Source organism: Exiguobacterium sp. s39 (assembly GCF_018618925.1).
In the GTDB taxonomy this organism is placed as follows: Bacteria; Bacillota; Bacilli; order Exiguobacteriales; family Exiguobacteriaceae; genus Exiguobacterium_A; species Exiguobacterium_A abrahamii.
Genome location: NZ_JACSNA010000002.1, coordinates 312,906 through 332,990, shown reverse-complemented (window position 1 = coordinate 332,990; position 20,085 = coordinate 312,906). Strand labels below are relative to the sequence as shown.

Genomic DNA, 20,085 nt, shown 5'->3' with positions numbered 1-20,085 from the left:
ACCGAAGTCACGATTGACGAAGCTTGCGCTTCATTCGTTTTTGTATTCCGTAGAATACGATTTTTGCCTCATCGTTCAGTTTTCAAAGTTCGTCTGCCACCTTAGCGACTTTAATAGATTAACAGGTTGTTTTGATTATGTCAACCATGCTTTTTAAAAAACTTTTCAGCCCCAACGAACCGTTTATAAAAGGCGTCTCGCTGGAACATTTATTAATATAACAACAAAATTCGACAAACACAAGCATTATTTTAAAAAAACTTTGCAAAGAGTTTAAATCCTCTTCGCAAAGTCTTTACCTTCTTAACATGGCTCCTACTGTAAACGCGATATTCGCTGGGCGTTCTGCTAACCGTCTCATCAAATACGTATACCAGTCCACACCATGCGGAACGTAGATGACGACACGATAACCTTGTCGAACTAACTCTTGTTGTCGTTTCGGTCGCATGCCTTGAAGCATTTGAAATTCAAACCGTGATGGATCAATCTGTTTCATTTGAGTAAAGTCGATGATTTGCTGAATGATCTGTTCATCATGTGTCGCGATTTGCGTGTAGTTCCCATTTAACAAATTGACTTTTACTAATTGAAGGTACGTCTCATCGACGGTCTTCTTCGGTTGAATATAGAGTTCATCGTCTCCATCGTATGCCCCTTTGACGACACGTACTGTTGCCTGAAGACGTTCTAGATCAAAACGACTACGGAATACATTTGCCTGTAGCGCAATCCCAACGTTTGGATAATGTTCATGTACGCGTTCGAAGACTCGGACGATCGACTCGACCATCATCGCTTCTTCCATGTTGACTGTCACGCGCATCTTTTGTTGATCTGCAACCTCTGCAATCCGTCTCAACTGTTGATAGGCGATATCCGGATCGATTCTTAATCCGATCGATGTTAGCTTTAGAGATACTTGTGCATCTAGATCATGTTCTTTGATTTGCCCGATGACTTTAATACATTCATTTGCGATGTCTACCGCGTCCTGCTCCGTCTCAATGAACTCTCCTAAACAATCTACTGTCGCGGCTCGTCCATCTTGATTAAATTGTTTCACGGTATCGAGTGTCTCTTCTGCGCCCTGTCCTCCGACGAATAACGTTCCACCAAGCGGTAATCCAACTTTTCTCGCTAATTGAATCAGTAACCTATTCTCAGCCAAGTATTCGAATACAGGTCCAGTAATCTGCTGTAACATCTGAATCACCCTCTCTCTTCTCCCTTACCCTCTCCCAATAAAAAAACGTCTTTCTTCTATATAGAAGAAAGACGCAGTTTGGATTAATGCAACCAGATGAAGTAACCGAGGAATCCGAGTGATAATACATACATGATCGGATGCACTTCTTTTGCTCGTCCTTTCGCGATCATCGTGACCGGGTAGAAGAGGAAACCGAATGCAATCCCTGTTGCGATTGAATACGTTAACGGCATCATGATGACGGTCAAGAACGCGGGAACCGCATACTCGAATTTTTTCCAATCGATCTGGAGCAGTGAAGCTGCCATCAATACACCGACGATGATTAATGCAGGTGCCGTGACCGGCGCTGTGATGATTGCAAGTAATGGTGAGAAGAATAAAGCAAGACCGAAGAACAATGCTGTGACGATTGCCGTCATACCTGAACGACCACCTGCTGCAACCCCTGCACTGGATTCAACGTAAGAAACCGTTGTTGATGTTCCGAGAATCGAACCTGCTACCGTCGCTGTTGAGTCAGCGATTAATGCGCGACCAGCACGCGGTACTTTATTTTCTTTAATCAGACCAGCTTGGTTTGCTACTGCAACCAACGTACCTGCTGTATCGAAAAAATCAACGAAGAAGAAAGTTAGGATGACGATCATCATTTGAACCGTGAAGATTTCATCGAAGTGAAGGAATGCCTGTCCAAATGTTGGCGCAATACTCGGTGGTGCTGAAACAATCTCACCAAGACTTGTTGGGACTGGAATCAAACCGAAGATCATTCCAGCAATCGCCGTCACGATCATTCCGAAGAAGATTGCGCCTTTGACACCACGTGTCATTAAGATCGCCGATACGACAAGACCAAATACCGCGAGAAGTGTTGTTCCTTTACTTAAATCACCGAGTGAGACGAGTGTCGCTTCATTCGCAACGACGAGACCACCTGTTTTTAAACCGATGAACGCGATGAACAATCCGATACCTGCTGCAACAGCCATTTTCAACGGCTCTGGAATTGCGTTGATGATGACCTCACGAATACCTGAAGCCGTCAATACCATGAAAACAAGACCTGAGACGAGAACGCCTGAGAGTGCAGTTTGCCACGGAATACCCATTCCGATAACGACGCTATAGGCGAAGAAAGCATTTAGTCCCATTCCTGGTGCGAGCGCGATCGGATAGTTTGCCAGTAACCCCATCGTGATGGAACCGATGATCGCAACGAGTGCTGTGGCACCGAAGACTGCTCCTGCGTCCATTCCTGCTTCGGCTAATGTATTCGGGTTAACGAATAAGATATACGCCATCGCGAAGAATGTCGTCATGCCGGCGATGAACTCTGTACGCATGTTCGTACCAAGCCCATTGAAATCAAAGAAACGCGCAATCGCATTTTCTTTTGCTTTCGGTTGGTGTGGCTGTTTCAATTGTGTGCTCATGATTGCCTTCCTTCCAAATAAGCCGTCTCCTTGAAAACAAAAAACGGCCCTTACCTAAGCGGTAAAAGCCGTTTCAATAAGCGCACGATGCTGCGTGTGCGCCGTAGTAGGAACCTTTACGGTGTTCCTGTAGAGACTTCCGGGCCCTATCCCCAGAATTATACGGCATTATTTATGTTTTTTTAGTGGTATGAAAATAAGAACAGACACATCGTAGCATGGTCAAATTCATGGGTCAACCATAAAAACGAAATTTAACTACTTAATTTATCCGAACGTTCGTCTTTGGAAGCGTTTTTTTAAGAGCTATCTTTGAGCTGCAGTAAAAAGACCTAATGGATGAGACAACTGTTATTCTTTTTAAATTCCTTAAAAAAAGGGGATAGCTGTTCGCTATCCCCTCTCTTATATGATCCATTACAGTCGTTTATGATCGTCACGATCTACGTCCGTTCTTGTATCCGTACCTTCATCAATATCTGCTTCCTCGCGTCGGACCGTTTCAGATACAGTTTCTGTATCTCGCACTTTACGTTTTCCGACAACAATTTCTTCAGAGACTACATCTTCTTTTGATACTACTACTTTTTCTTCTGAAAGCGGTACGTGGATGGAGTCGTTTTCATCTACAAATGCATCTGTTCCCGACGCATTTTGATCCACTTTACGTCGTTCCACGTAAACTTCTTCCCGCTCTACCGGTACTTCGATCGATTGTTGATCTTCGACTACGTGTTTGCTGACGTTTACTTCCCCGGTCTGCACTTTTTCTTTATCTACATTTAACCGTTCTTCATGCAGGCGAAGACTCTCTTCTTCTGTATCACTGTTCGTTCCAGTAACGCCAGTACGATCTACATCAGACTGATCGATGCTTGAAGTATCGTCATAGTCTCGGCTTCGATTTGCACCTAGAGTGTTGTCGTAGCCTAGGTCTCGATTTATACCGGAAAGAGAACCATTATCAGAAAGATGGTCGTTGTGATCCCGATTTGCTTCGACTCCAGTGCGATCATATTGATTATTGTTTACTCCAGAAGTTTGGTTGTAGCTTTGATTATGCTTTTCGTAAGAATCGCCGTAGTCGCTGTCTACATATAAAACCAACTTGCCGCTTTCTACCTGACGACGGTATTCTTCTGATTCATCATGCGATAAGCCCATTCCGCGGAATGCTTCTGTAGAAGAGTCGTCTGAAAAGGCAGCCATGAATTTCCCCATAAATCCTTGGTGCTCTTGTTCACCGGCAGTGTCTACATTGACGTTTGTCTGATTCTCTACCATAGAGAAGGAATGTTTATCTTGAGCCACGACATACATATCTCTTTCGTCATATCCCTGCGCTTTTAATTCGTTTACTTTACTCAGTACTTCCGCTTGGGTATTAAATACTTGGATAAATGTATCTTCTTTTCTCGTCATGATCTCTTCCTCCTTTTTAATAAATGCCACAAAAAATAATAATTAGCTCTTGAAAATCAATCTTATATGCCAATAGTTTGAATTTCCCCTACTTTTTTTCTGATTAAACCTGAATTTTTCGTACATCTTTTTTAATTACTGAAGCCTTTTTGGAATGTATTGATCCTGTTTACTAGAGCATGCTCATTATTAAAATTTTTCCTGTTTAAAACGTTTTAGTCATGCTACACAACAAGAAAAGACCCTTACCTAAGAAGTAAAAGCCGTTTCAATAAACGTACGATGTTGTATGTGCACAGTAGTAGAAATCATTACGGTGTTCCTGTAAAGCCTTCCAAACCCTAATCCCAGAATTATACGGCATTATTTTTTAGTAGGATGAAAAATAAAGAAAGACACATCATAGCACGGTCAAATTTATGACTAAACCATAAAAACAAAACTTAACTACTCACTTCATCCGAAGGTTCGGAATTAAAAGTTTTTTTGATGACTATTCGTTACTATTTCAAATCAAGTCTAATGTTAAACACCATACTTTTAAAGTATTCGGATAATAGTCTTTCACCTTTAAATCGATCTTCTAGAACCTGTTGTATATGTTGTGATTCATTTTCAAGTAGTCCATGAGTATTAAGGAAAGATCCGAAATAAGAATATGTATAGATCGGTTCATCTGGATACAATTCATAAGCACGTCGTAACATGGATATACCTTTTTCTTCCCACTCGTCATCCTCTCCAAAATAATAAGGAGTCATCGAAATCATATAACCAAAACACCATAGAAAATCCTCATGGTTCATAAAATGACGTAAACCATCATGCGTAACTTCCTTTAGTAAAGATTCCAAGTCTTCAATATCTATATCTTTCTCTGTAATTTCTAATGGTCCATGTTCAAAGGTGACGTACCAACAAAAAAAGCCAAGTCGAATAACTGTTTTAATATCTTCAGGATGTTGTCTCCAAGATTTTAAAAGATATACTTTGGCTTCATTCCATTTCTTTTGTTTTTCTAGTCGATCCACTTCAGCCCATGTCCAATCTATCATGAGAGCGTGCCTCCTATCCGTTTAATGATTTATTATATATTTCAGCAAAAGCTAACAGAACATCTTGATACATCTTAATTGAATCTCTCGAATAAATTGGTTTTGTCTAATGTCATCTAACAGTTCGATACGATTAGTTACAAAAAAAGCTCACTTCCATTCATAAATCATGTGAATAGAAGTGAGCTTCATTTTAAAATCGAATTGTTGAAGGTGAGACAGACTTCCTTTCATCTCTCCCCTTTAACACGTTGGTAGGACAGGTTTCATGAGACGATTTTTTTCTCAGCAAGTCCAGTACTTATTCCCACTCAATCGTTGAAGGTGGTTTCGACGTCACATCGTACAGGACGCTTCAAAAAACGTTGGTATTAAAGGGTTTATCAATATATTTAAGTTATGAATCCACTGAATTTATCGCATTATTTATTTATATAATTGTAGCAGGTGAAGGGCTTATTTTCAAACAATAATACAGAAAAAACTACAATTTTACGGGGTAGTAATTACTTACTTTCTCGCCCCTTCTTTTCTTCCCATGAAGAGATTAAAAACTCAGCTGTAGATCCAGCTATATTAACTGCAAACTGAGCATGCCTAGATGAAGGAGATGGGACTTTACGACTTCTGCCATGTGCGTCACTCAGTTTATTTCTTAATGATCCGAGACCTTTTACTACAGATACACACCCCGATAGAATTTCTTTAAATATTTGTTCCGTATGTTCACTAGGCGCTAGGTTAAGTAGTTCTTGAACTCCTTTATAGAGTTGTGGTAATTCGGCTTTATCATTATATTCATATTCAGCCTCATCCATAATATGTTTACATGTTGCCTCTAGCAAAGTCCTCGCAATAGTGATTGCTCCATCAGGATCTGTCGTCCGCCTTACTAAAGCTTTTTGCCAAACTTGTTGAACATATTCGTAATCGATATGCCCATCTATAGTGTCAGAAACAACACTATCTACTGGAGAAGTAGTAATTATACTTTCTTCTATTATAGTCAGAGCATGATTAAACTCATCACGTAAATAATCACGTCTTCCTTGATATGTAGGTGATTGATTTTTAATATGACCCCAAAACTCTGTTAACGAGCGACAATCCCTCAAAAATTTTGGTAAATAACTATTTATATAGGTATTTCTTATTAACTCCTGACGTAAATCTTTGTATTCAGCATCATCAGCATCTTCTCCAGTTGCATGAGAAACGAGTAAATATTTTAATTTTTCTACTTTAATATATAGCCCGTCATTCATCGTAGCATCCCCTCTCGATTCCATATTTAACAACAAGCCGTTCATAGTAACTTATACAATTTATAATTACGAAGAAGATGATTTCTAAGCAATAAAGCAACACCATAATATTTGTATCGTGTGGATGTACCTACCTATGCGATTATAAGAGTTATTTCGACTTTTGTAAGTGACAATAACCCCCCCTTCCATTAGAATTTTAAGTCTGTATAAAATAAGCAATGATTCTTTTAAATAGCTACATTCAATCAATGTCTTTAGAGTAAAGATCTTTCACACTTAAGTTGTTTAAACAAATTAAACTAATCGAGTAATTAACTAGAGACTCTGCTCTCAGATTGAAATCACTGAGTCAATTCTGAACTTTCTTTAATAATTTTATAGACAGTCGCTCTTCCGATTCCATATTCTTTGGCAATATCGCTTGCACTTTCTCCAGCTTCAAAGAGGGTGCGTACACGCTTTTTCACTTTTTCATCTATAGTAGGTCTACCGCCAATTCTCCCTCGCTTACGAGCTGCAGCTAGTCCAGCTTTTGTACGTTGCTGAATAATATCACGCTCAAACTCAGCAAAGACAGCCAACATACCAAACATAGCTTTCCCAGTTGGAGTGGATGTATCAAATGCATCACTGATTGATACAAAATCAACTTGTTTCTCTTTTAGTTGCTCAGTTAATTCGTATAACTCTTTAGTGCTTCTGGCTAGCCGATCTAGTTTATAGACAACGAAAAGATCTCCTTGAGTAGCAGCTTTCATTGCATTCAATAGCTCGACCCTCTCACTCTTTCGACTTGATACTTTCTCAACATACATCACCAACCGCAGTCCTTTTTCCTCCGCATACTTCTCAATAGCTCTTTCTTGCATATCTAAGTTCTGATCTTCCGTACTCACACGACAATATCCGATGATTCGATGCATTCATTTAACCTCTATTCTTTTTTCTCATATGTTTTATATACAAACTACATTAGACGAGTTTATAGACAAAAACAACAAAAAAGAGAGAGCATAAATGTTAATTTATACTCTCTCGGTATTTCGTCTATAAAACGACGGTTTAACAGAATTTTTTCTCTAAAAGAATTAAAATGAAATTTATCTTTATATGCTACTATTAGATAAAATTAATTGTAGTGAAAGGAAATGATACCATGAATGATATCAAAGAGTATTGCCCTTACTGTAATGCTGACCTTCAAGGAGAACCAATTCCAGAAGAATCACAAAAGTTTTATGGAGCAACTCATTTCACACGAAAAATCGGAATTACAAGTATTGAGTTTGATAGTATTCGTAAATGGCAATGTCCAGACTGTCAAAGAGAATGGAACCGAAAGTCCAATAAAACAATGAAATGATATTAATTCATCTGTTGCTGAAATGAACTTGTTAAGAACTCAATAGCATTATCTTCCGCTAAAATGTTTGTTCCTAATTCTCCTTTGAAAGCTTTTAAAAGTACAGATTGTTTCATCTGATGTAGTTGACTGATGTTATCCTTCAAATGAGATAATATATTTTCTTCCTTAACAAAGATTTTTCCAAGTAAATTCGTAATTTGTTCCATTTCTTTTTTAGGAGGCAACGGGATTTTTATTTTCCCTAAACTCAATTGACTTATAGTATTTTGTCCTGCAGATGAAACTATCATTCCTTTTAGTTGATCACGAACTAAGGAGCTTTCAAATAAATATTTCAAATAAGAGGCACTTATTAGCTTTTTATCAAAAGTCGCACGAATCAAATGATCAGAAAACGCTGCATCATGTGACAAATTAAAGTGAATAGCTTTTCCAACCAAATCAAAACTACCGTTGACTCTTATGAATAATATATCATCTAAGTCAAGACAATATTTTCTATACTCTTCTTCAGAAAGTTTTATCTCTCTTAAATTTGAATCATTAAACTTAGTTCCTTTAATATCTGAAAGTCTTAGAACAGGAATTGATTTCCCATTCTCACCCTTTCTCTTTGATAATCCATTTTGCATTTGTAAAATTTCTCTTAATTCAACGATTCTCCAATTAAGGGGTAGATCAGAAGAATTTATTTTATTTGTTTCTCTACTATCTTCCCCATATATTTCACTTCTCCACTCACTAGTAAGATCACCACTAAATGCTCTATTAAAAATAGCTGATCTTCGTAATTTAGAAGATTCTTCAGTTTTCTCAATTAATAACTTAGCTTCATCAATTTTTTTTAGAAAGTTCTCAACTTTTCCAACAATTCGTTTTTGTTCTTCTAAGGGAGGAACTGGTAATACACTATCCCTAAGGTATTTAAAATGTCTACTATAACCTTTGTTTGGTAGATTAATTGTTTTCAATAAATAGTAAAAGTACTTTGGATAAAGGTGTTCCAAGGGTTTTAATAGTTTTGTTCCATCTGCTCCTTGGGCAAAATTAAAATCTATCCATTTTATACATCTTGTATGATCACCAAAAACAATAACTGGTAATTCACCTGTATATTTATGTTCTTGATTATTAGTAAATCCAGAAATTAATCTCATCCCTTGATCAATTACTGGTATTTCCCCTTCTTCTTCATAATTTGCTTGTTTAATAGCAGTTGCTCGATTACTATTTGTCTTTATCACACTATCAAATCTCATCCATACCCAATTTTCAGGTACTTCATATGGCTGTTCTTCATCTGATATTATAGATTCTTTTAAAATTTTCTCAATGGTCTTCTTTTTTTTACTCACTGCTTGACCACCTCTTCTTCAATAGAACGTAACTCATTAGCAACCTCATTCAATAAATTCATAGCTTTCTGAAGCTTTAAAATTGCTTCTTCTGCTGACTCAATAGGATTTGGTAAATCTTCATACAAAGACATTGAATCATCTGCAATCAACCCAATATCCAGATTCTCATTATTTTTAACGACATCTTCTCGAGTAAATTTATTCCAACGCTCATCTTTAACTTCCGAACGATCTTCTGATACATAAGCCTTCATGAAGTTTTCAAAGTGTGCCATAGTCAACTGGTTTCGCTTGCCGAATGAACTCATATTTGTACGCAGATCATAAACCCAAATATCTTTCGTATTATCCTGATCAGTTTTCCCTCTAGTAAAAAATAAAACATTTGTTTTAACGCCTTGTGCATAAAAAATACCTGTTGGCAAACGTAAAATGGTATGCAAGTTACACTTATTCATTAAGTCCTGACGAATTTGTGCTCCTATCCCACCTTCAAACAAAACATTATCAGGTAGAACAACTGCAGCCCTCGCTTCCCCACTATCATTTAATCCATTGTAAATAAGTTGTAAGAAGTTTAATTGTTTATTAGAAGTTCCAAATGTTAAGTCATCCCTAGTAGCCCGTTCTCCCCCTTTTTTTGTCCCAAATGGTGGGTTGGTAAGAATAACATCAAAATTCTTCATCCATTTCCCATTACTTGATAAGGTATCACCATGCTCTAAACGTCCTTCAATATCATGTAAGAGTGCATTCATCAAGGCTAAACGATGCGTGTCTTTTACAAGCTCCATTCCAGAAAAAGCTTCTTTTTTTTGAAACTCAATTTCTTCAATATTTAAATCAAAGTGATTATCTGTTTTTTCTTTTATATGCCGATCTGCAGCAATCATAAAACCAAATGTTCCTGCTGCAGGATCAGCACAACGTTCCCCTACTTTAGGATCAATCAATTGCACCATTACATCAATTAATGGTCGAGGTGTGAAGTATTGACCTGCACCTGACTTTGTTTCACTTGCATTTTTCTCAAGAAGTCCTTCATACAAGTCGCCTAATCCTTCTTCTTTAGCATTGTACCAATCGAGCGCATCGATAGATTTAATAATTTTTTCTAAGTTCTTAGGCTCTTCAATACTGGTAGAAGCATCACTGTAAACAAGTCGCAATTTATCATTTTCGTTGCTACCTAATTCAAGAAGAAGCTTTTGATAAAACTGTTTTAATGGAAGCCCTTCTTTTTCTACAAGCTCATTCCAACGATATTCTTCTGGAATTATTGCTTCAGTCTCTTGTTCTTTCATCATTTTTAAGAACAATAAATAAGTTAGTTCTGTTACATACTGTTGATAATTGATTCCGTCATCTCGTAATACGTTACATAGATTCCATAGTTTTTTTACGATTTCCTGGTTTGTCATGTTGTTCCTCCAATGTATTTCTATTTATCTGTTTTCTTATTAAATATCAATTAATAAGTAGTCAATTTTATAATTATAACTCAAAAAATACCGCTATATTGAATTAGCGGCATTTTAATTTAATTATCCTACATACAAGTTATCATTGATTGTTGAAACAATCGGATCAATCAAATCACCAAATTCTCTTTTCAGCGTTTTATATCCTCCGCTGCTTTTAAAGGGCTCTTCAATAAATGCAGCTTCCGGAGTAGGAGCTAAGACAGGGACTAATAGTAGTTGTTTTTCGATCCGTTCTAGCCAGTTCTTTTGTCTCGGTGTCCAATCATGAAGAGAATAGACTTTTTGCATTGCATATTTGATTCTTGTTTCATGATCAACTAATGCTACACCAAGAGCAGCCTGACGAATAAAACTAATAATGTCCGCAGCAATTTCCTCATTTTTCGTTTGCTTCCATGCAATTTGTAAATGAGACTGCTTAAAGCCTTTTGTTTCTAAAATCGTAATCAACTCTCGTAAGTCTTTACGAGTTAAGTCTTTTGGTCGAGTACAAACTAGTTGCAAAGCGGGGATTTCGTTTATGTTGGCTTTAATAAATTGTACGAATCCATCTAAATAATCTTCTGGGCGCTCATTACCTTCTCCATAGCCTCTGGTTACATGCGTAACCTTATCCTCTTTATCAGAAATGTAACGCTTTTCTCCTTTGATTCTATACTCTCCCATGTATTCAAATAGAATCGAATATTGACTAGCTTCTTCAGGAGAATAGTTCTTTACTTCACTAATCCATTCATCGACACTTTTCCCTTGAGATAGCTCTTCAAATTTCTTTTTGTCTGTCTCAGTTAGTTTTTGTTTACGTCGCTGTAACTTAGCTGTCAGTTGTTCTCCGTAAAAGCTTGCTTCGTCTTTTGTTTTAGCATGCGCTAGACGATCATGAAGTTCTTGTATGCTTTGAATTTGGTTCTTTACGACGGGCTTCATTTCCGTGTAACTTTGTAGTTTGTCATAAATCCCTACTGCATCATAGATATTAAAATGCGTTTTATTGATGTCAGGGCAAAGGCGTGTGGCACGTCCAAGCATCTGATCATACAAGATACGTGATTGTACACGTCGCATGAAGACGACATTAGTAATAGCAGGCACGTCGATTCCTGTAGTCAAAAGGTCAACAGTAACCGCTACGTTCGGCAAGCGTTCGTTTTTAAATCGCTTAATTGATTCAAGGGGTTTATAAATTGAACCCGTAATCTTGACGATTGCATCGTCTTCCACTTCATCACCTAACTCTTTGAATGCTTCTTTTAGCAATCGTACAATCAAATCTGCATGTTGATCCGTAGCAGCAAAGATTAATGTTTTTTCTTTTCCCATTGGATCAATATACTGAGCGAGTGTATTTAAAATCGCTCGGTTGAATGGCTCAGTAATTACTCGCTTATTGAATTGCTCGACTTCGAAATGAACATTATCTTCTACTTTTTCAAGTTGAATTTCATTGTTATCCACATCATAGACTTCAACTTCATCATCTTTTTCAAACGTGATTCCTAAAGTAGATAGCTCTGTTGCAAAAACATATGGTGGTTCATGGTCAGTCAAGAAACCATCGAGCACAGCTTCACTATAGGAATATTTAAAGATTGGCATTCCAAATATCTCTGTTGTGTGAAGAGCAGGTGTTGCTGTGAGACCCAAGCAAGCTGCATCAAAGTAATCAATTACCCGTCGATACTGACTAATATAGTCATTTTGATCTTGGAACAACAACTCTTCGTCAGACATTTCACGATCACTGGTATAACCTCGGTGCGCCTCATCAACAATAATAAAGTCATATTGACCGACACTTGGTATCCGCTTGTCTTCACTGTAAAACAGTCGATGTACCATACCTTGCACTGTTGCAATGTGTACTCGAGTTGCAATCTCCGGAGACATGTCTTCTAATGATTTAACATCATAGATACTTGAGAAAGGAAGCCCTTCGATTTCTGTATCTTTTAATGCATTTTCTGTTTGAACACCGAGAGATTTTCGATCAACTAAGAATAAGATACGTCGACTTTTTTTAGCTTTAATTAAGCGATACATAAGTGCAATCGCAGTTCGAGTTTTCCCTGTTCCGGTTGCCATAGCAATGAGCATTTTTCGTTGTCCCTCTTGCATAGCTTGCTCAGCCGCTAATACTGCATTCTGCTGATAAGAACGTAGACCAAACTTAGTAATATCTTCTTCTTTCAACTGTTCATTAGCAGCTTCATCATCCTGACTCAGAAGAAGTTGCAAGTCTTCTGGAGAATGCCAACCTTCTAATGGACGTGCATGCTCTGTCGGTTTTCGAGCATCCCAAAACCAGATTCCTGACTCTTCTTTTAACTGGCGTAAAAATGGTCTGCCATTTGTAGCATAAAGAAACGGTACTTTATATTGACCGTTGGCAGACAGCAATTGTTCATTCCCCATCGAAGTAGCATTTCTAGCATACGTTTTCGTTTGGCTATCTAAAACAGCAGGTATGTTCTTATGCTTTGCTTTCGCTTCTACCAAACCAACTAGTTGTAATCCAATAAAGAGCGCATAATCCACTCTTCCTCTTCCAACTTTCCACTCAGCAATTGCCATATTTCGATTCTTCTGCGGAATCGTTCCTTTTGTATAGGAGTTTAAATTATTCGTATCTACTTCCCAGCCTGCCAAGCGCAGTTTTTCGTCTATAATTGTTCGTGTTTCTGATTCTGATAATCGCTGATTATGAACAAAACTACGTGATATTTTTTTGCGTTCTCTCTTTATTTCTGGACTTTCTAAATTTGAATCTTTACGAATGCTCTTTAGTTCATCCTCTAACTTTTTAACTTTAAAATCGTATTCTTTTTGCAACTCATAAATCTTGTTTTCTTCTTCCTGTTCGACGGGTTCAATGTATTCTGGTGCTTGGAAGTTCCAATCGTTGTACACTTCCATAAACCATATCGATATACGATAAGTTAAATGGAGCATTGCTTTCGCTTCTGCAACTTGTCCATAGTCTGCGCCATGCACTGCCTGATTTCCTTTTCGACGCAACGCATGGAAGATTTCTATTAACTCAGGAGCTAGTAGCTCTTCTCTTCTTAGTAAGTTAATTCGTTCAATTTGCTTTTTATTATCAGGTTCTTCTAAATTCTCAAGTGCTAAAATGTATTTAGTCATTGTCTCTGCAAATAAACGCAGCTTCATCAACGTTGTATGTGGATCAATGTAAACGTTCCGTTCTGCTGATTCACCTAAATTAGCGAGAACATCCCATTTACCAAGAAAGAATGCAAAATTACTTTTCATGATTACCACCACTTTATATAGTATTTTTCACTATTATACCATCATGGTGTATGTATTTTACAATTCAACCATTTTCTAAAATAATGCAAAGAAGAGTATCAATCACGCATTGAACATAATCGACACTCTTTCACTATATTGTTCTTTTCATTCAGCAATACTGTATGAAAGATGAGTTTTATTAATTATATTTTTTCTTTCTTCTGTCTTCGCACGTATAGCTTTAAATTGTGCTAAAGGATCAATTTTCGGTCTGTTTTTAGGTACATCTATCTTCATTTCACCAATTTCTATAGTAATCATTTCTTCAATCTCTTCCGGCACTTTAGTAATTTCTTCTGATTCATAGACAAGATTTTCATGAATACTAGACCCTCTTTGTGTAACGACCGAAATTTTGGGATTCATTGATTTTTCTTTTTCAAGCACGTTTCGGCTTGATTTCAGTACGTTATAACACCCAAAATACTTTAGCAAACATTCCCACATTAAGGCATACTGCTTATTTAGTTTTAAAAAATTAACCCTACTGAATTTAGAATAATTTTTGACTGTACTTTCTTCACGTTTTTTAGCGAGCGATAAAGAACGTTCACTATACAGTTCCTTATACTTTTCTAATTCTATATCAAAATATATACCAGTTAATCTATGAAAGAATGGAGAATCTTCTTTTTCTTGTTTTTGATCAAGAAACTCTATAAGGTTCATTCCTTTATTATTAATTGAACAATAATGAGCATCGTAATAGTACTTCAAGCCTAATTGATCTTTTAACTCCTTAACTAAGTCTTGGTTATATGCTTTGACTTCTTTTTTATCTTTTTTAACAAATACATCTTGAGCACTTATATTATATAAATAAAGCAATTCTTGTCTAATAGTATCGATTTTTATGACTTCATCTTTTTTTAGTCTTCTGTGTATATCGTTTACTGTATGCCCCCATCGTTGCTTTTGATAAACAATAACCCCCTCTTTATTTAACTTACGAAACACCGATACTAAATTTGACTTTAAATTCCCTAAAAACACTTGAATAAAGTCATCTACCATCTCATTTTCTAATTTATCATTTTCATAATTATAAATATTTTTCTTAAAGTACTCTTTTATTTTGTGCAAATCACTTTCTTTGGTCCCATAAACCATTTTTAAAAGTGTTTCATCAATGATACCAATACTACTTAACCATTTATTTGCACTCATCGGTTTTATAGTATTATGTTGCTGCACTAAAAAACTTAATACAATTGATTTTAATTCAGATTCTCCAACTAATTGTCCACTACCATTATTTGAACGTCTATCTATTCGATCAGCCTTTTTAGAACGCTTTCCTACACATGTAAAAACTCTTTTCGAGCCTCTTCCTGCAGATGTGCATGACTCCCAATACTCCATTACCGATTTCATGATTATTTCTGTTTCTTTCCCAGATAAATTCCCATTCTTTTTAAGTGCTTGCTTTTGTGCATCACTTCCATATTTTTTAACTAACTCTTTTAGGGTAAATGTTTTCAACACTTTAATTCCTTTCTTATGAATTTATTAATATTTCTAAGCATTTACTACATCTCACTTTTAGCATGATTTGATAAAATCGTCTCTTATATTCAATAGACCTTAGTTTAACTTGGCTTTCGAAGTATTTTTTCTGTACCAAATCGAGTCTATAAATATATATTATTATTAGGTCGATTCGGTACAGAAACTGCGATTTGATTCAGTATATTTTTTATACATTATCCTGACTTTTTACATTCAAATTTTTGTACTAGTATTACAATTTGTTTTTCGGATTCAGTGTTTGTCTCTTTTGTGATTGTTTACAATGATTGGTTAAGTTTTTATAATCCGCTAATGCCTCATCGATATGATCATAAGGAACCCTTTTATTCCAACCCTCGTACAAATAATGTCTCATCTCACTAAATGTCCACTGTCTGTTTGATTCTGTAACAATTCTGCCAATAACTTTTTGAACTGAATGACGTTCTCTTCTCGGGTTCTCAATTTCATTGAACTCAGGGATATTTTTTTGAATGAGTAATGTCTCCGTTATTTTTAATAGTTCTTTTTCCATCAAAACAAATAGTACTTCAATCTCATCAGGGTTTGTTTCAATCAAATTTAACAGTCTACTGTTAACATGCTGCTTGGTACCTTTTTTTAAATAACCACCATTGAATCTCCACCATAAATCTTTACTTTGTCCTACGTACTTTAACTTTTTATTAACGTGGAAAAAATATAATCCGCTCTCTTGAGACAACTGCTTTTGATATTTTTTCACCTCGCTAAACTTGACCATAAAACTTTTTTTCGAATTAATTTTGATGTTAAACAATGATATTTGAAATTAGTGTACGCCTTCACCCTCGACAATATACTATTGTCCGACACTACGAAAATCGGCAATTTCTTCCCTCGCCTTCTAGTATTTTTTTATCAGTTATTCTGATATCCTGATCATATCAAATCGAGTTTTCCCGATATGAGGCAGATTCGTCAGTAAAAGCCTACTCTTTTTCGTGAAAATCGCCACCAAGAACTTTTTTTGATTTTTTGAAAATTTTTTTTTGAATCACCATTCAATTAATTTAATATGTCTCGTAAAAAGCTTTATTCAACCTATTGTTTCTTCATATATAGCCTCTTTAAATTAATTTCTTATGCTTCTCGTATCGAAACTTTCAGGCGCATTTTTCGTGTGCTTAGGAGTGCTGATCTTGACGAAAGATGAATGTAGATAACGAGATAAACAGATAACATTGTATAGATTGAATTTCTTATCAGTCCTTCTCACGAAAAAGCCGCCAGAGATTTTTCACTCCAGCGGACTTTTGTCGTTTTCATAGACTATTTAGTTTTATCTAAATCAATCATCATTAAAGATAGCATTATGCCGTTCTCTTGCTATGCAATGGAAACAAGTACAAACCGAATCATCAAGACACGGCTCATCGATGAAGCCGACTTCTCTAACAGAACCGTATTTTGTAAATCTTCCGTCTGATTCATACTCTCGATGAATTCGCTTGATTCGGAAAGAACGTAAATACTCCTCAATACTAGTAGTAATTATTAAGTCAAATTTGTCCCTTGCTACTGCTTTAACAGTTTCTTCTGACCAAGACCAGTAAAAGTATCTCCAGTGCGTTCCTAGCCCATCAGGAAGGTTTTTCGGGGGTCTTAGATACCAAATTAGAAGATACTCTAAAATTAATAAGCCTCGATTGTTAATAGATTGATTTGGTATGAACACGTCCATGAAAGTGACTTCATCCGTTAACTTTTTGCCGCTGTATGAATGATGCGACTGTATTCTCGATTTCCAGTTCTCTTTTGTATCGTCTATATCTTTGCATGTTCCTACGTACTCAATATCGCCATTAGCATTCCGAAATACATATACACCAGAAAGCCCCCTTAGCGAACTCAGCTCGAAGCCAAATGTATGTGTCTGCTTTTTGCCCATGTAATGATCTTCCTTTCTCATTTCTTTTAATTGTTTTTCAGATATATGCAAGTTACTAACTGAACTTATTTGATTTTGAAATCATTAAGTGGACTGTACATTCTACCAATTTCTAAAATGCTGTCCTGTTCCAGTCCTCTCAAGTATTTAGACGTCATCTGCGTATCAAAGTGTCCCATCAAACGACTTAAACTATAAATGTCTATTCCATTACGCAATTGCTTTTGAGCAAAGTAATGACGGCAATCATGTGGTGAACAACGTACTTCCTTACGTACTCCAGCATTCTTGCAGTGAGCTTTCAAGATTTTGTTTATACTGGAGCGATGTAACTGTGTAGCGGATTGATCTAACAAATAGTACTCTTCCATCTCATCTGATTCTTTACATCGAAACCGCTCTTTTTTTAACACTTCGTAGCGACGCATATACTTGCGCATCGTTTTGCTAATGTACACAAGACGCTGCTGTGATCCCTTGCCATGGATTAGTATCGCTTTAGATGAGACATCCTTGTTTTTAATGCCAATCAACTCTGAAACTCGGACACCTGTATCAAACAGCATGATGAGAATAAGCTTATCTCGGACATTAGAATAGGTTTCTTCCTCAACATCAGTGATGATTCGTTTTACTTCGTCATCATTGAACGTTATAATTACTCGCTTTTCCTCCTTCAAACTTTTGATTCGTCGCATCGGATTAGCGAGATCCTCGATGAACTCTTCCTCTACCAAATAGTTAAAGAAAACTCTTAACGTTGCGATATTGTTATTGATCGTAATCGCTTTTTCTTGTCCCAGTTGCTGACGATACTGAATATACCGTTTAACGTGTATAGCTCGTATATCCTCGACTTCCTCCACTCCTAAATCTCCTTGCATAAAGTCCTGCCACCTCATCAATCGCCAGATGCACATGTCAATATATCGTGGTCTCCTCCCTTGAATTTGTTGGTTCAATTTAAAGTCATCCAACAGTTCCATGATTTTGGTCACGAAAAAAGCCCCCTTTCATTCACAAATAATGCGAACAAAAGAGAGCTTCATTTTTAAATATAATTGTTGAAGGTGAAACAATCTTCTTTTCACCTGTCCCCTTTAAAACGTTGGTACGACAGGCTTCATGAGACGAATCCTATCAGTAAGCCCACTTATTACTCCCACTCAATCGTTGAAGGTGGTTTCGACGTCACATCGTACAGGACGCGGTTAACGTGCTGGACTTCGTTGACGATTCGGACCGAGATCTTCTCAAGCACGTCCCATGGGATACGTGCCCAGTCTGATGTCATTCCGTCAATTGACGTGACAGCGCGGATTCCGACCGCATAGTCGTATGTCCGCTCATCGCCCATGACACCAACCGATCGGATTGGAGGAAGGACTGTGAAGTACTGCCAGATTTCGCGCTCGAGTCCTGCTTTTTTGATTTCATCGCGAAGAATGAAATCAGATTCACGGACGATTTCGAGTTTCTCATCTGTGATTTCACCGAGGACACGAATTCCGAGACCTGGTCCTGGGAACGGCTGACGCCACACGATTTCATCAGAAAGACCGAGTTCTTTCCCAAGTTCACGGACTTCATCCTTGAACAACGTGTTGATCGGTTCGATCAATTCAAACTGCATGTCTTCCGGCAATCCACCGACGTTGTGGTGTGATTTAATTGTTTGTGCCGTATCCGTACCGCTCTCGATGATATCCGTGTAGAGCGTACCTTGGGCAAGGAAGTCCATGTCCGTCAGCTTCGAAGCTTCTTCGTCGAAGACGTAGACAAACTCGTTGCCGATGATTTTACGTTTCTGCTCTGGATCAGAGATACCACGGAGTTTGTCGAGGAAACGGTCCTGGGCATCAATCTTGATGACGTTCATGTGGAAGTGATCCGCGAATGTCTTCATGACGCTTTCCGCTTCACCCTTACGCAGTAAACCGTGATCGACGAACATACATGTCAATTGATCACCGATTGCTTTGTGGATCAAGGCTGCGACGACAGACGAGTCGACACCACCAGAAAGTGCACAGAGGACTTTTTTATCGCCGACTTGTTCTTGAATCTTCGCTACTTCAATTTCGATGAAGTTCTCCATCGACCAGTCGCCTGCACATTTACAGACTTCAAAGAGGAAGTTCTTGAGCAATTCTTTTCCGAAGACCGTATGGTTCACTTCCGGGTGATACTGCACACCGTACATTTTCAATTCTTCGTTCTTGATTGAAGCGATCGGACATGACACGTTCGTTCCATCGACGACGAATCCGTTTGGCACAGAAGTAACGAGGTCGCTGTGGCTCATCCAGACCGTTTGTTCAAGCGGTAGGTTCGCATACATCGGTGACGGGTCTTGTAACGTCAATGTGGCTTTTCCATATTCACGATGTCCCGCACGTTCTACTGTTCCGCCGAAATGTTGTGACATGAGCTGCATGCCGTAACAGATCCCGAAGATTGGAATACCGAGGTCGAAGATTTCTGGGTCACACCGGTACGCATCCTCTGCGTAGACGCTACGTGGGCCACCCGAGAAGATGATACCAGCAGGTGCGATTTCTTTTACTTCTGCTGCAGTGATTTTATGCGAATGCAACTCACTGTAGACACCAAGGTCCCGAATACGACGTGTGATCAATTGATTGTACTGTCCTCCAAAATCGAGGACGAGAATCATTTCCTGGTCCAAATGTGCTTCCAAATCTGTTCCCGCCTTTCTGATTTCATGCGTACCC

General features: G+C 37.5%; 15 protein-coding genes and 2 riboswitches. Of the genes, 1 reads left to right on the top strand and 14 read right to left on the bottom strand.

All coding sequences use genetic code 11. The features are described 5' to 3' along the window. Positions 1-295: 295 nt before the first annotated feature. From KNQ11_RS13150 to KNQ11_RS13120, 6 genes are all read right to left on the bottom strand, one after another. Complete coding sequence (locus tag KNQ11_RS13150) at positions 296-1,207, bottom strand: proline dehydrogenase family protein (RefSeq protein ID WP_214772223.1); 912 nt, start codon at positions 1,205-1,207, stop codon at positions 296-298. Between the two features lie 83 nt (positions 1,208-1,290). Further along, positions 1,291-2,595 carry an NCS2 family permease gene (locus tag KNQ11_RS13145; RefSeq protein WP_214772221.1) on the bottom strand — a complete coding sequence of 435 codons (1,305 nt, stop codon included), beginning with the start codon at positions 2,593-2,595 and terminating at the stop codon, positions 1,291-1,293. Positions 2,596-2,730: 135 nt separating this feature from the next. Then, positions 2,731-2,832: riboswitch (purine riboswitch) on the bottom strand. 231 nt (positions 2,833-3,063) lie between these two features. Continuing rightward, positions 3,064-4,068: a YsnF/AvaK domain-containing protein gene (locus KNQ11_RS13140; RefSeq protein ID WP_214772213.1), complete on the bottom strand. Its 1,005-nt coding sequence runs from the start codon at positions 4,066-4,068 to the stop codon at positions 3,064-3,066. Positions 4,069-4,347: 279 nt separating this feature from the next. Further along, a riboswitch (purine riboswitch) is annotated at positions 4,348-4,449 on the bottom strand. A 122-nt stretch (positions 4,450-4,571) separates the two neighbouring features. Beyond that, positions 4,572-5,123, bottom strand: coding sequence for a hypothetical protein (locus KNQ11_RS13135; protein ID WP_214772211.1), 552 nt, complete (start codon positions 5,121-5,123; stop codon positions 4,572-4,574). Between the two features lie 506 nt (positions 5,124-5,629). Next, on the bottom strand, positions 5,630-6,388 hold the full coding sequence (locus KNQ11_RS13125; RefSeq protein ID WP_214772209.1) for an abortive infection family protein: 759 nt from the start codon (positions 6,386-6,388) through the stop codon (positions 5,630-5,632). A 344-nt stretch (positions 6,389-6,732) separates the two neighbouring features. Continuing rightward, positions 6,733-7,314 (bottom strand): recombinase family protein, encoded by a 582-nt coding sequence (locus tag KNQ11_RS13120; RefSeq protein WP_133208373.1) that lies wholly within the window; start codon positions 7,312-7,314, stop codon positions 6,733-6,735. A 233-nt stretch (positions 7,315-7,547) separates the two neighbouring features. On the opposite strand from KNQ11_RS13120, the gene KNQ11_RS13115 reads away from it, so the two are divergent. Further along, positions 7,548-7,754 carry a hypothetical protein gene (locus KNQ11_RS13115; protein WP_214772207.1) on the top strand — a complete coding sequence of 69 codons (207 nt, stop codon included), beginning with the start codon at positions 7,548-7,550 and terminating at the stop codon, positions 7,752-7,754. 2 nt (positions 7,755-7,756) lie between these two features. Here KNQ11_RS13115 and KNQ11_RS13110 read toward each other — a convergent pair whose 3' ends face one another. The 8 genes from KNQ11_RS13110 to guaA all read right to left on the bottom strand — a co-directional run bounded on the left by KNQ11_RS13110 (position 7,757) and on the right by guaA (position 20,027). Next, entirely contained in the window at positions 7,757-9,112 is a 1,356-nt protein-coding gene (locus KNQ11_RS13110) for a restriction endonuclease subunit S (RefSeq protein ID WP_214772205.1), read from the bottom strand. Next, positions 9,109-10,536 (bottom strand): type I restriction-modification system subunit M, encoded by a 1,428-nt coding sequence (locus KNQ11_RS13105; protein WP_214772203.1) that lies wholly within the window; start codon positions 10,534-10,536, stop codon positions 9,109-9,111. The genes KNQ11_RS13110 and KNQ11_RS13105 overlap by 4 nt, the downstream gene beginning before the upstream one ends. A gap of 123 nt (positions 10,537-10,659) precedes the next feature. Continuing rightward, entirely contained in the window at positions 10,660-13,869 is a 3,210-nt protein-coding gene (gene hsdR, locus KNQ11_RS13100) for a type I restriction-modification system endonuclease (RefSeq protein WP_214772201.1), read from the bottom strand. Positions 13,870-14,016: 147 nt separating this feature from the next. Next, positions 14,017-15,396, bottom strand: coding sequence for a hypothetical protein (locus KNQ11_RS13095; protein WP_214772199.1), 1,380 nt, complete (start codon positions 15,394-15,396; stop codon positions 14,017-14,019). 256 nt (positions 15,397-15,652) lie between these two features. Then, complete coding sequence (locus tag KNQ11_RS13090) at positions 15,653-16,165, bottom strand: GIY-YIG nuclease family protein (protein WP_133208367.1); 513 nt, start codon at positions 16,163-16,165, stop codon at positions 15,653-15,655. Between the two features lie 585 nt (positions 16,166-16,750). Beyond that, complete coding sequence (locus tag KNQ11_RS13085; protein ID WP_214772197.1) at positions 16,751-17,350, bottom strand: GIY-YIG nuclease family protein; 600 nt, start codon at positions 17,348-17,350, stop codon at positions 16,751-16,753. A gap of 65 nt (positions 17,351-17,415) precedes the next feature. Then, the gene (locus KNQ11_RS13080) at positions 17,416-18,348 is read right to left on the bottom strand and encodes a tyrosine-type recombinase/integrase (RefSeq protein ID WP_133208365.1); all 933 of its coding nucleotides are present in this window, start codon (positions 18,346-18,348) and stop codon (positions 17,416-17,418) included. Positions 18,349-18,506: 158 nt separating this feature from the next. Continuing rightward, positions 18,507-20,027: a glutamine-hydrolyzing GMP synthase gene (gene guaA / locus KNQ11_RS13075; RefSeq protein ID WP_214772219.1), complete on the bottom strand. Its 1,521-nt coding sequence runs from the start codon at positions 20,025-20,027 to the stop codon at positions 18,507-18,509. Between the last annotated feature and the right edge of the window lie 58 nt (positions 20,028-20,085).

Excerpts from the sequence above, each read along its gene's own strand:
- KNQ11_RS13085 (WP_214772197.1), bottom strand. The coding sequence starts at position 17,350 with ATGGGCAAAAAGCAGACACATACATTTGGCTTCGAGCTGAGTTCGCTA.
- KNQ11_RS13115 (WP_214772207.1), top strand. The coding sequence starts at position 7,548 with ATGAATGATATCAAAGAGTATTGCCCTTACTGTAATGCTGACCTTCAA.
- KNQ11_RS13125 (WP_214772209.1), bottom strand. The coding sequence starts at position 6,388 with ATGAATGACGGGCTATATATTAAAGTAGAAAAATTAAAATATTTACTC.
- KNQ11_RS13140 (WP_214772213.1), bottom strand. The coding sequence starts at position 4,068 with ATGACGAGAAAAGAAGATACATTTATCCAAGTATTTAATACCCAAGCG.
- KNQ11_RS13150 (WP_214772223.1), bottom strand. The coding sequence starts at position 1,207 with ATGTTACAGCAGATTACTGGACCTGTATTCGAATACTTGGCTGAGAAT.
- KNQ11_RS13120 (WP_133208373.1), bottom strand. The coding sequence starts at position 7,314 with ATGCATCGAATCATCGGATATTGTCGTGTGAGTACGGAAGATCAGAAC.
- KNQ11_RS13135 (WP_214772211.1), bottom strand. The coding sequence starts at position 5,123 with ATGATAGATTGGACATGGGCTGAAGTGGATCGACTAGAAAAACAAAAG.
- guaA (WP_214772219.1), bottom strand. The coding sequence starts at position 20,027 with ATGATTCTCGTCCTCGATTTTGGAGGACAGTACAATCAATTGATCACA.
- KNQ11_RS13105 (WP_214772203.1), bottom strand. The coding sequence starts at position 10,536 with ATGACAAACCAGGAAATCGTAAAAAAACTATGGAATCTATGTAACGTA.
- hsdR (WP_214772201.1), bottom strand. The coding sequence starts at position 13,869 with ATGAAAAGTAATTTTGCATTCTTTCTTGGTAAATGGGATGTTCTCGCT.